Here is a 15026-nt window from a genome sequence, read left to right as displayed (position 1 = left end):
GATCCACCGCCCACGGGGGGTTAGGCGGCGAGGCCGAGCTTGGCCATGCGTTTGGCATGGGCCTCGGTGATGCGGGTGAACATCCGCCCGATGCCGGCGAGGTCCATGCCCGGGTGGTCGACACCGCCGACCAGCACGACGCTCAGTGCGTCGCGTTCGGCGACGACCATCTGCGCCTGGCTCAGCGCCTCGCCCATCAACCTGCGACCCCACAGCGCCAGCCTCCCGCCGACCCGCGGCTCAGAAGCGATGGCGCCGCACACGGCGCCGACCACGAAGTCGGAGTTGCCGGTACCACTCAGCGTGTCGAGCACCAGGGCGCGTGTCTCCGCGTCGAGGTAGGCGGCGATCTCGCGGTAGAAGTCTGCGGCCAGGCCGTCGCCGACGTAGGCCTTGACGAGTCCCTCCAGCCAGTCGGACGGCGCGGTCTGCCGGTGGAAACGCTCGAACGTCGCAGCAAACGGAGCCATCGACTCGTACGGGTCCTCGCCCAGCTCAGACAACCGGTCGCGCAGAAGCAGGAAGTGGCCGAACTCGCCCGTGGCCATCGCCACGATCTCGACCTTGGTCGGCAGGTCGGGTGCCATCTTGGCATCCTCCGAGAGCCGCTCGAAGGCGCTCATCTCTCCGTAGGCGAGCAACCCGAGCAGCTCGATGACCCCGGTCCGGTAGACCGGATCGTCGATGGTGAATGGTGTGGATCTGCCCTTGGAAGCCATGACTCCGCAGCGTAGCGCGGGAGCGGCAGGTGCAGACGTTAGAATGAGACCGGTACATCCACGAATCTGAAGAATTCGAGAAGACCCTGACTACGTTCAAAGATCTGGGCGTCATGCCCGAGATCGCCGACGCATTGATTGACGTTGGCATCGAGAACCCGTTCCCGATCCAGGAGATGACCCTCTCCGTGGCACTGATGGGCACTGACCTCATCGGTCAGGCGCGCACCGGAACCGGCAAGACACTTGCCTTCGGCATCCCGGTCATCCAACGCACCGTCGCCCCGCACGACGCCGACTACGACCAGGTCGTCGCCGGCAAGCCGCAGGCCCTCATCGTCGCGCCGACCCGAGAGCTCGCGATCCAGGTCGCCAGTGACATCGCCGTCGCCTCCAAGCGACGCGGCACCCGCAACCTCACGATCTACGGCGGCGTCCCCTACGAGTCACAGCTCGACGCACTCGAGTCCGGAGTCGACATCGTCGTCGGCACCCCCGGTCGGCTGCTCGATCTGGCCAATCGCGGCGCGCTCGACCTCTCGCACGTCAAGTCGCTGGTGCTCGACGAGGCCGATGAGATGCTCGATCTGGGCTTCCTGCCCGACGTCGAGTCGATCCTCGCCAAGACGCCCGAGACCCGCCAGACGATGCTGTTCTCGGCGACCATGCCGGGCGCGATCGTCGGGCTGGCCCGCAAGCACATGCGCCACCCCATGAACATCCGTGCCGAGTCCGGCGAGGACACCCAGATGGTGCCGGCCACGGCACAGTTCGTCTGGCAGGCACATGAGATGGACAAGGCCGAGATCGTCGGTCGCATCCTGCAGGCCGACGACGTCGGCAAGGTCCTGGTGTTCACGCGGACCAAGCGCACCGCCCAGCGCGTCGCCGACGAGCTCATCGACCGCGGATTCCCTGCGTCTCCGCTGCACGGGGACATGGCGCAGCCTGCCCGCGAGAAGGCGCTCACCCGATTCCGCGAGGGCAAGATCAACATTCTCGTCGCGACCGACGTCGCGGCTCGCGGCATCGATGTCGCCGGCATCTCGCACGTCATCAACTACAACTGCCCCGAGGACGACAAGACCTACGTCCACCGCATCGGCCGCACGGGCCGCGCGGGCGCCACCGGCATCGCCGTGACGTTCGTCGACTGGGCCGACCTCGCGCGCTGGAAGATGATCAACACCGCTCTCGGCCTTCCGTTCGACGAGCCGCTGGAGACCTACTCGACATCCGACCACCTGTTCCACGACCTCGGCATCAGCCGCGACGACAAGGGTCGGCCCAAGGCGGCATCACCCCGCGAGCCCCGCAAGGACGACGACCGTGGAGGCCGTGGCCGCTCCGGCGGCGGCAGCGGAAACAGCGGTGGCCGCGGCGGCGACCGTGCGGGCCGTGGCGGCGAGCAGAAGTCAGCGCAGTCCGGCGGTGGAGACGGCAACAGCGCCGGGTCGGGCGACAAGGGCAGCGAGTCTGCACAGCGTCCGCGTCGCAACCGCAGCCGCACACGCTCACGCGGCGGGGCCCCGGTCGCCAAGAACGACTGACCTCCCCCAGCCGTGCTGATGGCGGCCTTGCAGGCCGGTGGTTCTAGTCCGTGACGACGACGGTGGTGCCCACCGGCGCGAAGTCCCACAGGGCTATCGCGTCGGGTCTCCATTGCCGGACGCAGCCAGCCGACAGCGGTGTGCCGAGCTGGGCCTTCGTCTGCTCGAGGGTGCCGGCGTTGTCGCGAGGCACCGCGTGGAAACCGATCGGCGCGGAGACGCCGGTGGCGAATCGGACGAAGTACTCGAGGCTGCCCGAGTAGTCGTACGAGACAGCGTGGCGGCTGCGCGACTGCACCGAGAACATACCCGGACGCAGATTGTCGAATCGGCTGCCCGAGACCCGGTAGGTGCGCTTGACGACGCCGCCGCTGCCGACGAGCCACACGCGCTGGTCACTCTGGTCGAACACGATCCGTCGGCCGCTGCCGGAGCCGTCGGGGAGGGCAGCGACCTTCGTCGCGCTCATGGCAGCGCGCGGTGATGTTGTCGCCTCCGTGGGCGTGGAGCCCTGGGGCTTCGCCCTGGGCACTGCGATGGCGTCGAGCGTTGCCGTCTCGATCGAGGCGGGACTCGCGGCCGACACGGTGTCGGCCGGCGCCCGGGCGGCCTTCCGCTGTGGCCGGGGGCGGGACGCCCCGGCCCCCCCCGCCGGCCGCGGCCCCGCACGCCCGGTCGGCCTTCAGCTGTGGCAGGGCGCCGATCGCCGTGCCACCCACGGCGATCGTGACCCCGAAAGCCAGCGCGAGCACACCGATGCGGCCGCGACTGCGGACCTGTTCTAGGAGCGGGCGGTGCCTGGCCATGCCAGCCATCTTAACGGCGACCGCTCCACCGTCTGGTGATCTCGCCATTGCGTTCGGGCAGTTCTACGGTGATGCAGGTGAACGACTCCGCTGGCGAGATTGCGTTCGAGGCGAGGCGTGCCGCGGATCAGCGCCCGCTACTTCTTTCGGGACGTCGCGCTGGCCGCCAGGATTCCGGCGGCCACCTGTCGGTAGGCCTCGGCGCCCTTGTGGTTCTTGGCGGTGGACAACACCGATCGGCCGATCGCCGGCGCCTCGGCGAACCGAATCGTCTTGGGGATCGGCGGCGTCACGATCGGCAGGTCGTACGTGTCGCGGATCGCCTGCAGGACGTTCTGGGCGTGCTTGGTGCGGCCGTCATACATCGTGGGCAGCACCCCCATGATCTCCAGCGAGGAGTTGATGAACTGGCGCACGTCATAGATCGTGTCGAGCAGCTGGCCCACGCCCCGGTGCGACAGCGTCTCGGCCTGCAGCGGGATGAGCACCTTCTGCGCCGCCGAGAGGGCGCCGACCGTGAGCACACCGAGCGTCGGCGGGCAGTCGATCAGGATCCAGTCGTAGTCGTCGGCGACCTTGTCGAGCGCCACGCGCAGGCGCTGCTCCCGACCGGTGCGACCCACGAGGCTCTCTTCGGCCTGGGTGAGGGTGATGTTGGCGGGCAGCAGGTGCATTCCATCATCGGTGATGACGATCGCGTCGTCGGGGCGCGCGGTGCCCAGCAGCACCTCGGCGATGGTGATCTCGAGGTCTTCGGGGTCGATGCCGAGTGAGAATGTGAGGCTGCCCTGTGGGTCGACGTCGACCAGCAGGACCCGCTGCTTCAGCTCGGCGAGCGCTGCTCCGAGCGACACCACGGTGGTCGTCTTGGCGACTCCGCCCTTTTGGTTGGCCACCGCAATCGTCGTCGTCACGGGGCCTATTGTGCCATTGACCTGCGGTTCACCTGTTCGCCCGACCGACCCCCGTCCCCGGTTGTTTGGCATGCTTGGGCCATGACACGTCGCGCGCTGGTGACCGGGGCAACCTCAGGGATCGGCAATGCGTTCGCGAGGGAGCTCGCGAAGCGCGGTTTCGACCTGGTCATCGTGGCTCGTACGACCGACCGGCTGGAGTCTGTGGCGGCACAGATCCGCAGCAAGCACGACGTCACCGTCGACGTCCTCACGGCCGACCTCGCGGCTCCCGAGGGCGTCCGAGCGGCGGTCAACGTCGTCACCGACACGACTCGACCCGTCGATCTCCTCGTCAACAACGCCGGGGCCTCGCTGGCCGGCTGGTTCGGCACCACGGACGTCGCCGCCGAGGACGGCCAGCTCGACCTCCTGGTGCGCGCGCCGATGCACCTGATGGACGCGGCGATCAAGACGATGGCCGGGCGCAAGGGCGGGCAGATCATCAATGTCGCCAGCGTCGCGGCATTCACGCCCCGCGGGGCCTACTCCGCGCACAAGGCGTGGCTCGTCAACATCTCGCGCTGGGCCAACATCCACTACGCCGACGTCAACATCTCGGTGCAGGCCCTCTGTCCGGGCTTCGTGCGCACCGAGTTCCACCAGCGGGGTGAGATGGACGTCTCGGGTGTACCCAGGTGGATGTGGCTCGACGCCGACAATGTCGTCAAGGCCTCTCTCAAGGATCTCGACAAGCGCAAGTCCGTCTCCATCCCGTCGCTCCGCTACAAGGTGCTCGCCGGCCTCGCCCAGTACCTCCCCAAGACCTTGGTGACCCGGGTCGCCAGGCGCGGCCGCTGATGAGCGTCCCACGGTCCCTCGAGCTGCCTCCCGGCGTCGAGGCCACCACGATCCAGACGTCGCGAGGACCGTTCGCCGCGCACGTCATCCGCGCCGACGACGCTTCGGGCCACGTCCTGCTGGTGCCCGGCTGGACCGGCAGCAAGGAAGACCTCACCCCAGTCCTCCCCCTCCTGGCTGCGGCCGGGCTCGATGCGACCGCATATGACCAGCGCGGACAGTTCGAGACCTCCGGCACCGCCGAGGACGATTACTCCCTGGCCGGCTTCGCTGCCGACGCGCTCGCGGTGCGAGCCACATCCCGTTTCGCCGTATCGCACCTCCTCGGGCACTCCTTCGGGGGGCTCGTGGCGCAGCGCGCGGTGCTCGACTCCCGGGAGTGGTGGACCTCCTTGAGCTTGCTGTGCAGTGGTCCTGGCGCGCTCGGTGACACGCCCACCCGTCCCCTCAGGCGCATCGCGTCCGCGATCGGCAAGGTCCCGCTGCTGCAGATCCACCAGCTTCGCGAACAAGGTGTCAAGCGACCCGCACAGATCACCCGGTTTCTCGCTCACCGCTTCACCAGCAACTCCGCCGCCTCGCTGAAGGCCATGACCCTTCTCCTGCTCGATGCCCCCGACGTCATCGACGATGTGGGGGCTCTCGGCCTGCCGTGCTGGGTGGGTCGAGGGGTTGACGACGACGCGTGGCCCCATGACCTGCAGGCTTCCATGGCACGCCTGCTCGGTACCGAGATTCACCTTGTTCCCGACGCAGCGCACTCCCCTGCCGTCGAGAACACGCAGGGCCTGATGGACGCCTGGCTCCCCTTCCTCCTCACTCACACCCAGGAGCGTTGATGCCGGGCTTCACCCGCGGGTTCACCGGTGGCGCCCGCCGCGGCGGCGACGACCGTCTGGCGCCCGGGCAGTACGACACCGGCAGCGGCTGGCCGGTCCTGTCGGCCGAGCTCACCCCGGTCGTCGACATCGACACGTGGTCGCTCACCGTCGACGGCTTGGTGCAGACTCCCACCACCTGGGACTGGCGCGGCATCCACGCCCTCCCCGCATCGAGCTACCACGGTGACATCCACTGCGTCACGACCTGGTCCAAGTTCGACACGACGTTCACGGGGGTCAGCGTCGACACGCTGCTCGCCCTGGCGCAACCGAAGTCCGAGGCGACGCACGTCCTGGCGACGTCAACGACCGGCTACACGACCAACCTGCCGATCGACGACGTCCGCGACGGCAAGGCATGGGTCGTGTGGGAGTTCGACGGCTCACCGCTCACGGCCGAGCATGGCGGACCTGTGCGGATGCTGGTTCCGCACCTGTACTTCTGGAAGTCGGCCAAGTGGATCACCCGGATCCAGCTGCTCGACCACGACGAGCAGGGGTTCTGGGAGCGCAACGGCTACCACGACCGCGGTGACCCGTGGCTCGAGCAGCGCTACCAGGGCGACGCGTGACCACAGCGTCCGACGCCGCCGCCCCGGCCGGCGGCTGGACCACCGGCATCGTCCGCGAGATCTCGCGACCAACCGGCTCCCTCGTCATGATCCGCCTGGAGGTCGCCGACCGGGTCGCCCACCTGCCGGGGCAGCACTACGTCGTCCGCCTGCGCGCACCCGACGGGTACACCGCCCAACGGTCGTACTCGATCGCCTCCGATCCTGACGACCCACTGCTCGAGCTGATGATCGAGTGCCTGCCGCGTGGTGAGGTTTCCGGCTTCCTGCACGACGTCGCCGACGTGGGCGATGAGCTCGAGCTGCGCGGGCCCATCGGCGGATGGTTCGTCTGGGACGGGCAGGTGCCGTCGATCTGCGTCGCTGGCGGCTCGGGCGTCGTGCCGTTCATCTCGATGATGCGGTTCGCCCGGCGCACCGGTGCGACCCCGCTGCTCACGGTTGTCGCGTCGGCGCAGACCCGTGCCAAGCTTCCGTACGTCGACGAGCTCGAGGAGTATGGCGCCTTCATCGCGCTGACCCGCGAGAACCAGCCTCAACCAGACGGCACCGAGCGCGTCGCGGCGCACATCTACCCCGACGAGCTGGCCGAGCTCGCCGTCGGCACCGAGCGGGCGTACGTCTGCGGTTCGGTCGGCTTCGTGAGCTTCGTCGGACGCATCCTCGGTGAGGCGGGGGTACGCAGCGACACGGTCCGCGTGGAGCAGTTCGGCCCCTCCGCCTAGCCCCTCCGCCTAGCCCCCACGCGATCGCCTCATCAGGAATTGGCGCCCGGGGCACTCGATTTCTCGAGATCTGGTCACCGTCAGGTGAGACACGCGCCGAATGGTGGGGGTCAGCGGCTGAGGAGTCTCTCGAACTGGTCGCGTGCGGTGGTGTGGCATCCGAGGCTGAACCTCGCCGACTTGCCCGTGCCGTGGTAGTCGCTCGAGCCCGTGTGGACGAGGCCGAGCTCGCGGGCCAGCTGGCCGAGGCGCGCACGGGCCTCGAGCCCGTGGTCGTTGTGGTCGACCTCGAGACCGTCGAGCCCGAGGTCAGCGAGCTCCGCGATGCGGGCCGGGGTCAACACCCGATCACTCCCGCGCGACCACGGGTGCGCCAGCACCGTCTTGCCACCGGCGGCCTTCAGGAGCCTGATGGTGTCGGGCAGGTCTGCGGCGTAGCGGTGCACATAGCCCGGACGTCCGGGCATGAGGTAGAGGTCGAACGCCTCGTCGCGGTCAACGACCACCCGCTTGTCGACCAGGACGTCGGCCACGTGCGGACGACCCGATGCCTTGGCGTTGCTGGCCTTCGCGTCGACCTCGGCGGCCGTGATGTCGATGCCGATCGCGTTGAGGTTGGCGATGATCCCGGGAAGCCTGCTGTTGCGCCCCGTGAGCACCCGGTCGAGCTCGGCGAGCAGCGGCACGTCGGTGGGGTCGAACTCGTAACCGAGAAGGTGGATGCTCTTGCCGTCGAGCTTGGTCGACACTTCGATGCCCCGCACCAGCTCGATGCGCCCGACGTCCATCGCCGCCTGCTCGGCCTCCTCCCACCCGGCAGTGGAGTCGTGATCGGTGAGAGCCACCACGTCGAGTCCCGCGGACACGGCCTTGGAGACCAGCTCGGACGGGCTGTCGGTGCCATCCGAGCGGTTGGAGTGGGTGTGGAGGTCGATACGCACGCGATCAGGCTAGTCGGTCGACGTGGCGTTCCAGAGACGGATGACGGGCGTCCCCCTGTCGACCGCGAGAACGGAGATCGTCGCGGTGTCGAGGAGGAAGATCCTGCCGTCCGGCACCGGCAGCCCGAGCCACCGCGCTGCAAGCACTCGCAGCGAGTGACCGTGCGCGAACACGAGGGTCTTGCCGTCCTCGGCCCTCGCTCGGGTCACGATCCGGTCGAGCCTGGCGCCAATCTGGTCCGCCGTCTCGCCTCCCGGGCTGGGGTGCGTCCAGACTGACCAGCCGGGCACGGTCTCCCTGATCTCGGGGGTCGTCAACCCCTCGTAGTCACCGTAGGCCCACTCGGCAAGATCGTCGTCGGGCTCAGCCTCGGGGAAGCCGGCGAGTGCGGCGGTGTCGCGCGCCCTACGCCGCGGACTCGTCAGGACCTGGACGAAGTCGACGCGGGCGAGGCGCTCGGTGAGCGACCGCGCCGACGTCTCACCGTCGACCGTCAGCGCGAGGTCGGTGGTCGACGTGTGCTGCCCGCGCGCACTCCACTCAGTCTCGCCGTGGCGGACGATCCACAGCTCGTCGCCATCTCTTGAAGCGGCTGCTGTCCCCGCCGGGCTCATGCCTGCGGGCCGGCCCAGTTCTTGTCCGGCACCGGCACCGGTCGGCCCGGCTGCTCCCCGCCACGCTCGGTCAGGTAGCTGTCCTTGGGGACCATGACCTTACGACGGAAGACGCAGACGATCGTCCCGTCCTGGTTGTACCCGATCGTCTCGACGTAGACGATGCCCCGGTCGTCCTTGCTCCTGCTCTCGGTCTTCTCGAGCACCGTGGTCTCGCCGTAGAGGGTGTCGCCGTGGAACGTGGGGGCGACGTGGCGCAGCGACTCGACCTCGGGGTTCGCGATGGCCTTGCCGGAGACGTCGGCGACGCTCATGCCGAGCAGGATCGAGTAGACGTAGTTGCCGACCACGACGTTCTTGCCGAACTGGGTGGTCTTCTCGGCGTAGTTCGCGTCGAGGTGAAGGGGGTGGTGGTTCATCGTCAGCAAGCAGAAGAGATGGTCGTCGTACTCGGTGACGGTCTTGCCGGGCCAGTGCTTGTAGGTGGCGCCGACCTCGAACTCTTCGTAGCTACGACCGAACTGCATGGGGGCTCCTCGGGAGGCGGGGTTGATCGCCCACCATCATGTCCGACGCGAACCCCGGCCGGCTTCGAGGGTCAGCTGACGAGAGGGCCCTCACCGGGCATCGTGGCGAGCATGTCCTGGCCGGCGGCGAGGTGCTTGTGCTCGACCAGCACCTCGTACTTCGTCGCGACCACCTTCTGCACCGAGCTGAAGTCGCGCTGGCCGCGCGTGGCGGCGTAGCCGACCAGTGACCACACCACGCCGAACACCAGCCCGATGGCCATCGTGCTCAGGACCGTCGACAGCCAGGCGTTCTCCTCGGCGAAGAGGCCGAACAAGATGCCGATGAACAGGCCCATCCACAGGCCCGACATGGCGCCCGCCGCAGCGACCCGGCCATTCGTGAGACGACCCGTGACACGCTCGATCTGCTTGAGCTCGGTGCCGACGATCAGGACGTTCTGCACGGGAAAGTCATTGTCCGACAGGTAGTCGACGGCCTTCTGCGCCTGCGCATACTTGTCGAAGACGCCGAGCGACTGCGGGTATTCCAACGAGAAGATCTCTGCCATGCCTCGACCCTATCCCGCACCTCCCCGGCGCCGTGTCGACAACTCAGAGCTTGTAGTCCTTGAGCAGGCTACGACCGATGATCATCTTCTGGATGTCAGCTGTGCCCTCACCGATCAGGAGGAACGCGGCCTCGCGGTAGAGGCGCTCGATCTCGTACTCCTTGGAGTAGCCGTAGCCGCCGTGGATGCGGAACGAGTCGGCCACGACCTCGTTGCAGAACTCCGCGGCGATGTACTTGGCCATGCCGGCCTCGACGTCATTGCGCACGCCGGAATCCTTGAGCCGTGCAGCCTTGACGACCATGGCGTGAGCGGTCTCGACCTTGGTGCCCATCTCGGCCAGACGGAACAGGATGGCCTGGTGCTCGGCGATCTTCTTGCCGAACGTCTCGCGCTGCTGCGCGTAGGCGATGCCGAGCTCGAAGGCGCGGTTGGCCACGCCGACGGCACGGGCGGCGACGTTGACGCGACCCACCTCGACGCCGTCCATCATCTGGTAGAAGCCCTTGCCCGGCTCGCCACCCAGGATCTGGTCGGCCGAGATCTTGGCGCCCTCGAAGATCAGCTCGGTGGTGTCGACACCCTTGTAGCCCATCTTCTCGATCTTGCCGGGGATGGTGACCCCCTGGGCGGTCTCGCCGAAGCCGACCTCCTTGTCCACCAGGAACGCCGTCATGTTCTTGTAGACCGAGTCGTTGCCCTCGTCGGTCTTGACCAGCACGGCGACCAGGTTGGACGAGCCACCGTTGGTCAGCCACATCTTCTGGCCGTTGATCGTGTAGTCACCGTCGTCGCCCTTGACCGCCTTGGTCTTGATGGCGGCAACGTCAGATCCCAGTGACGGCTCCGACATCGAGAACGAGCCGCGGATCTCGCCGGTGGCCATCTTGGGGAGATACTTCTGCTTCTGCTCCTCCGTGCCGTGGTGCATCAGCATGTAGGCCACGATGAAGTGCGTGTTGATGACGCCCGACACGCTCATCCAGCCGCGAGCGATCTCCTCGACCACGAGCACGTACGTGAGGAGAGACTCGCCCAGACCCCCGTACTCCTCGGGGATCATGATGCCGAAGATGCCGAGGTCCTTGAGGCCCTCGACGATGTCAGTCGGGTACTCGTCCTTGTGCTCGAGCTCCGTCGCGACCGGAAGAATCTCCTTCTCGACGAACGTGCGGACCGTCTTCAGGATCTCTTCCTGGATGTCGGTCAAGCCTTCGGTGGAAACAAGACGACCCATCATGGGCTCCTCAACGGTTGCTGCGGGGGTGACCTCCTGACTCTACCGAGAGGTAACCACGACGTCTTGTCGAGGCCCTGGTGACCGACCTCTCACTCCGCGAGGACGACGTCCGGTGCCGGGCGTCGAACCACGACCACGACCAGCCCGGACAGGATCAGCGCGAGGCCGAGGTAGATGCCCGCTGGCGGGGTCTGGTCGAGGAAGATTCCGGCCAGCAGGGCCGCGCCCGGCACCTCGAGGAGCAGCAGGAGGGAAATCAGACCGGGGCTCATCACGGCGAGCAGGTGGTTGAGCAGTGAGTGGCCCAACAGCTGGGCGCTGACCGTCACGGCGGCGATGAGCAGCCACGTCTTCGTCGAGAACCCGCCGAGCCCGACGCCGCCGACGAGGCACACCAGGGCCAGCAGGACTGCGCAGACGCCGTAGCAGGTGAATGTGTAGGCCGTCGTCGACCACGACTCGCGGATCTCGCTGCCTGCCATCAGGTAGAGCGCCGCGAACAGTCCTCCGGCAATCGCCAGGAGGTCACCCGTCAGGGCACGGGTCGAGATGGTGAAATCGACCCCGGAGATGACGAAAACCCCTGCGACCGAGAGCGCCATCCCGAGCAGCACGGATCGCGTCGTGCGGATGCCGCGCAGCCGGTCGATGAGCACGACCCACACGAGCTGCGTCGTCACCAGCGCAGTGGCGGCCGCGACAGTGGTGAGCTTGAGCGCGCTGACCCAGGTGGCAAAGTGTGCGGCCAACATGGCCCCTGCGAAAGCAGTCGTGAGCCAGCCGCGCCGCGTCTGGGTAAACAGCTCGCCGCGGTTGCGGGTCAGTGCGAACGGAGCGAGCACCAGGGTCCCGGCGGCATTGCGCCAGAACGCGATGGCCAGGGCAGGGGCGGCCGTGCCGGCCATCAGCGGCCCCGAGGCCGAGACGCCGAGGATGGCCACGACGGCAAGGAAGGCGTTCACCCCGACAGTGTGCCGGTCGTCAAACCTCCCGTCCGCGCTGGGAGTGACGCTCTTGTGGCGACGCGCGGCGCATTTCCTCAAGAGCGTCCCTGCCAGCGGGGGCGCTGGAGCGCGGACGCTGGGAGGGGTCAGCCCCAGGCGGTCTCGAGCTCGGCCAACGAGGACTCGAGGTGGATCAGCAGCCGTTGCAGGTGCGGGACGCTGCGGCGACAGCCAATCAAACCGAAGTCGAGGTACTTGTCACGGCTGGTGAGAGTGATGTTGAGGGCCTGTCCGTCGAGCACGATCGAGACCGGGTACATGCCGTCGAGGCGGGAGCCGTTGAAGTACATCGGTTTTTTCGGCCCCGGCACGTTCGACACGACGACGTTGAACGGCGGGCGGGTGAACCGGACGAAGCCGGGCACCGGCGTCAGCGCGATGGGCAGCATCTGCAGCGCGGAGAAGGCCAGGATCTGCGTCGGCGACAGGTCTCCCATGATCTTCTTGGCCTGCCGCGAGGAGTAGGCGATCTCCTCCAGACGAGTCGGTCCGCTCTCGCGGTCGGTGGCGAGGTTGACCACGATCGCTCCGACCGAGTTGCCCCCGCCGCTCTCGGTGCCGGCTGACTCTGCGCGCAGAGCGAGTGACACCGGCACCATCGCCGTCATCGGTTCATCGGGAAGCGCGTGCTGCTCCAGGAGGTACGCGCGCAGGGCCCCGGACACCATCGCCAGCACGACGTCGTTGAGGGTCGTGGCCGACGACTTGGCGACCCGCTGGATGCGCTCGATCTCCCACGACTGAGCGGCGAAGCGACGCGCGCCGCCGACCGGACCGTTGAGAATCGTCTTGGGCGCCCGGGGCAGCGTGATGTCACCATCGCGGATGATCTGGTTGGCGATCTTGAACGACGCCGGCACGAGACCCGCGATGTCTCCCGCGGCACCGGCTCCGGCGCGGATCAGGCCCCACGGGTCGAAACCGCCGCCACCACCCGCCGTCTTCGCCGACGGCAGCGCCCACGGGGGGACGCAGTCGCGTGCCTCCGGGTCTTCGCTGAGCGCTCGCTGCATCAGCCGCAGGGCCGACACTCCGTCGACCATCGAGTGGTGCACCTTGGTGTAGACCGCGACGCGCCCGTCTGCGAGCCCTTCGACGATGTGGGCCTCCCACAGCGGCCGATGGCGGTCGAGCAGAGAGCCGTGCCAGCGCGACGTCAGCTGGAGCAGCTCGCGGATGCGACCGGGCTGCGGCACGGCCGAGTGCCTCACGTGGTGGTCGTAGTCGATCGTCTCGTCGGTCTTCCACCACGTGTTGCCGAGCGACCCGACCGGATCGGCCGGACGCCTGCGGAACAGCGGCGAGACATTGTCTGTGTGACGGAACGCCTGGATCATGTCGCGCACGAACTCGGGCCCCACACCCTCGGGCGGGACGAACAGCTGGAGGCCACCGACATGCATCGGATGCTCCCGGGACTCGGCGAGCAAGAACATCGAGTCCGTGGGTGGCATGAACGACATCGGCAATTCCTTCAGCGCTGGGGGGATGCTGGCAGTACGCTAACGCCCACATGTGGCGCACGTCACTCTAGGTGAAACACTGGCAAATGATCGTCGCACCGTGCAAGGAGGGGACCACCATGGCGTCACACCTGACACTGGCCGCCGAGCCGCGGTACTTCCGCGGCGCGAGCATCCAGTCGCGTCTTCTGGGTTTCGGCCTCCGTCACACCGTGCGGCCGCTGCTCGGTGCCTGGGCGCACCTGCCCTTTGACATCTTTCCTCCCAACGTCATCGAGCATGCGGCTCGGCTGCTGCCTGTCCACGAGGGCACGATGTGGCGCTCGATCGAGCTCGCAACCTCCTCCAGCGAGTGGCTGCAGGCCAAGGGCGTCTCCGACATCCACGGTGGCAACGACGGCGCGATCCTGTACTTCCACGGGGGCGCATTCCTCACCTGCGGCCTCAACACCCACCGCCGCCTGGTCTCGCGCATCTCGTTCGCCGCGAAGCAGCCCGTCCTGAACGTCGGCTACCGCCAGATGCCGTACGAGCCGATCTCCGAGTCGGTCGCTGACGGCGTCGATGCATTCCGCTGGCTCCTCGACCAGGGCTATCGTCCCGAGAACATCACCATTGCGGGCGATTCGGCCGGGGGCTACCTCGCCTTCAGCGTCGCGCGTGCCGTCATGGACAAGCACTGGGGACAGCCCGCCGGCGTCGTGGCCATCTCACCGCTGCTCGACTTCGACTCCACCAACAAGCAGGAGCACCGCAACGCCGACCGTTGCCAGACGTTCCCGATCCACGCGCTCGCCAAGCTCACTGACGTCTCGCTGCGCATGGACACCCGCCGTGGCGTCGAGGGCACCCGCGTCTGCCCGGTCAACATGCCATTGGCCGACATGCCCCCGGCACTGATCCACGTCGGTTCGCGCGAGGTGCTGATGGCCGACGCCGAGCTGATGGCCAACCGCCTCGTCGCCGCCGGCGTCGCGTGCGAGCTGCAGGTGTGGGATCGCCAGGTGCACGTCTTCCAGGCCGCGGCCGCATGGGTGCCCGAGGCCCGCGCGGCCATCGAGGAGATCGGGTCGTTCGTCCGCGGTCTTGCTGCGCGGGAGGCTGCGGCCACGCCGCCGGTCGCCGCGCCGGCTCGGTCGTCACACCGCCCCCGGGCAACCAACGTCACGGCAGCCCAGCTCTGAACGGATCCGGCGGTGACGCCGCCACTGCCCTGATCGCCGAGCTTGCCAAGAAGTCCGGCCTCGTCTGGGTGTCGTACGCCGGCCACACCCAGCCCCTGTGGCACGAGTGGGTCGGCGACGCGGTGTGCTTGGTCACGGGTGGCACCGAGCAGCCACTGCCCGGTATCACCGACCAGCACGTTGTCACGCTGATGCTGCGCAGCAAGTCGACCCGAGCCCTCGTCGCCGAGGCGGAAGCACTTGTGGAGGTCGTCGCCCCGGGCTCGGAGCACTGGGACTCCGTCACGACGGCGCTCAGGACGGGACGCCTCAACCTCGGCGACAAGGACCATGCCGTCGAGAGATGGAGTCGCGAGTGCATCGTCATTCGCCTGGTGCCCACCGGTCAGGTGACGGTGGCGGGCGCCATCGACAGCAGCATCGGCCACACCGCACCCCTGCTCTCCTCCTGAGTGGGCCGCCGCAAAATGCGTCCGGCGCCCGACCGGGCAAGA

At 68.0% G+C, this 15026-nt stretch carries 18 protein-coding genes; 8 read left to right on the top strand and 10 right to left on the bottom strand.

Translation table 11 applies throughout. The features are described 5' to 3' along the window. Positions 1 to 20 precede the first annotated feature (20 nt). On the bottom strand, positions 21 to 719 hold the full coding sequence (locus tag H7290_RS15185) for a ferritin-like fold-containing protein (RefSeq protein WP_290514860.1): 699 nt from the start codon (positions 717 to 719) through the stop codon (positions 21 to 23). A 113-nt stretch (positions 720 to 832) separates the two neighbouring features. Between H7290_RS15185 and H7290_RS15180 the strand changes: the two genes are divergently transcribed. Continuing rightward, positions 833 to 2269 (top strand): DEAD/DEAH box helicase, encoded by a 1437-nt coding sequence (locus tag H7290_RS15180; protein WP_290514859.1) that lies wholly within the window; start codon positions 833 to 835, stop codon positions 2267 to 2269. A gap of 43 nt (positions 2270 to 2312) precedes the next feature. On the opposite strand, the gene H7290_RS15175 is transcribed toward H7290_RS15180, so the two are convergent. Beyond that, entirely contained in the window at positions 2313 to 2738 is a 426-nt protein-coding gene (locus H7290_RS15175) for a L,D-transpeptidase (RefSeq protein ID WP_290514858.1), read from the bottom strand. Between H7290_RS15175 and H7290_RS15170 the strand changes: the two genes are divergently transcribed. Then, entirely contained in the window at positions 2737 to 3054 is a 318-nt protein-coding gene (locus H7290_RS15170; protein ID WP_290514857.1) for a hypothetical protein, read from the top strand. The two genes, H7290_RS15175 and H7290_RS15170, sit on opposite strands and share 2 nt — an antisense overlap. Before the next feature lie 158 nt (positions 3055 to 3212). Here the strand turns inward: H7290_RS15170 and H7290_RS15165 are convergent, their stop codons facing one another. Further along, positions 3213 to 3989, bottom strand: a complete 777-nt coding sequence (locus H7290_RS15165; protein WP_290514856.1) for a ParA family protein — start codon at positions 3987 to 3989, stop codon at positions 3213 to 3215. Positions 3990 to 4070: 81 nt separating this feature from the next. Between H7290_RS15165 and H7290_RS15160 the strand changes: the two genes are divergently transcribed. Genes H7290_RS15160 through H7290_RS15145 form a run of 4 tightly spaced genes read left to right on the top strand, consistent with a single transcriptional unit; the run spans position 4071 to position 7007 of the window. After that, on the top strand, positions 4071 to 4829 hold the full coding sequence (locus H7290_RS15160) for an SDR family NAD(P)-dependent oxidoreductase (RefSeq protein ID WP_290514855.1): 759 nt from the start codon (positions 4071 to 4073) through the stop codon (positions 4827 to 4829). Next, positions 4829 to 5668: an alpha/beta hydrolase gene (locus tag H7290_RS15155; RefSeq protein WP_290514854.1), complete on the top strand. Its 840-nt coding sequence runs from the start codon at positions 4829 to 4831 to the stop codon at positions 5666 to 5668. The genes H7290_RS15160 and H7290_RS15155 overlap by 1 nt, the downstream gene beginning before the upstream one ends. Beyond that, entirely contained in the window at positions 5668 to 6282 is a 615-nt protein-coding gene (locus tag H7290_RS15150) for a sulfite oxidase-like oxidoreductase (RefSeq protein ID WP_290514853.1), read from the top strand. The genes H7290_RS15155 and H7290_RS15150 overlap by 1 nt, the downstream gene beginning before the upstream one ends. Beyond that, the gene (locus tag H7290_RS15145; RefSeq protein WP_290514852.1) at positions 6279 to 7007 is read left to right on the top strand and encodes an FAD-binding oxidoreductase; all 729 of its coding nucleotides are present in this window, start codon (positions 6279 to 6281) and stop codon (positions 7005 to 7007) included. The genes H7290_RS15150 and H7290_RS15145 overlap by 4 nt, the downstream gene beginning before the upstream one ends. Positions 7008 to 7117: 110 nt before the next feature. On the opposite strand, the gene H7290_RS15140 is transcribed toward H7290_RS15145, so the two are convergent. From H7290_RS15140 to H7290_RS15110, 7 genes are all read right to left on the bottom strand, one after another. Further along, the gene (locus H7290_RS15140) at positions 7118 to 7948 is read right to left on the bottom strand and encodes a PHP domain-containing protein (RefSeq protein WP_290514851.1); all 831 of its coding nucleotides are present in this window, start codon (positions 7946 to 7948) and stop codon (positions 7118 to 7120) included. A gap of 9 nt (positions 7949 to 7957) precedes the next feature. Beyond that, positions 7958 to 8563, bottom strand: coding sequence for a histidine phosphatase family protein (locus tag H7290_RS15135; RefSeq protein ID WP_290514850.1), 606 nt, complete (start codon positions 8561 to 8563; stop codon positions 7958 to 7960). Then, a complete protein-coding gene (locus H7290_RS15130; protein ID WP_290514849.1) occupies positions 8560 to 9090 on the bottom strand; it encodes a MaoC family dehydratase in 531 nt (176 codons plus the stop codon). Before H7290_RS15130 ends, H7290_RS15135 begins: the two co-directional genes overlap by 4 nt. 71 nt (positions 9091 to 9161) lie before the next feature. Then, positions 9162 to 9641, bottom strand: coding sequence for a general stress protein (locus H7290_RS15125; protein WP_290514848.1), 480 nt, complete (start codon positions 9639 to 9641; stop codon positions 9162 to 9164). A 43-nt stretch (positions 9642 to 9684) separates the two neighbouring features. After that, complete coding sequence (locus tag H7290_RS15120) at positions 9685 to 10878, bottom strand: acyl-CoA dehydrogenase family protein (protein ID WP_290514847.1); 1194 nt, start codon at positions 10876 to 10878, stop codon at positions 9685 to 9687. 92 nt (positions 10879 to 10970) lie between these two features. Next, a complete protein-coding gene (locus H7290_RS15115; protein ID WP_290514846.1) occupies positions 10971 to 11843 on the bottom strand; it encodes a DMT family transporter in 873 nt (290 codons plus the stop codon). A gap of 128 nt (positions 11844 to 11971) precedes the next feature. Further along, complete coding sequence (locus H7290_RS15110; protein ID WP_290514845.1) at positions 11972 to 13348, bottom strand: wax ester/triacylglycerol synthase family O-acyltransferase; 1377 nt, start codon at positions 13346 to 13348, stop codon at positions 11972 to 11974. 119 nt (positions 13349 to 13467) lie between these two features. On the opposite strand from H7290_RS15110, the gene H7290_RS15105 reads away from it, so the two are divergent. Together H7290_RS15105 and H7290_RS15100 are read left to right on the top strand one after the other, a co-directional pair. Further along, positions 13468 to 14532, top strand: coding sequence for an alpha/beta hydrolase fold domain-containing protein (locus H7290_RS15105; RefSeq protein ID WP_290514844.1), 1065 nt, complete (start codon positions 13468 to 13470; stop codon positions 14530 to 14532). 68 nt (positions 14533 to 14600) lie between these two features. Further along, a complete protein-coding gene (locus tag H7290_RS15100; protein ID WP_290514843.1) occupies positions 14601 to 14984 on the top strand; it encodes a hypothetical protein in 384 nt (127 codons plus the stop codon). The last annotated feature ends 42 nt before the right edge of the window (positions 14985 to 15026 follow it).

Origin of the sequence: Aeromicrobium sp. (assembly GCF_014378035.1) — a bacterium.
Taxonomy (GTDB): Bacteria; Actinomycetota; Actinomycetes; order Propionibacteriales; family Nocardioidaceae; genus Aeromicrobium.
The sequence above is the reverse complement of the archived record's forward strand: the minus strand, read 5'-3'. Positions and strand labels throughout refer to the sequence as shown.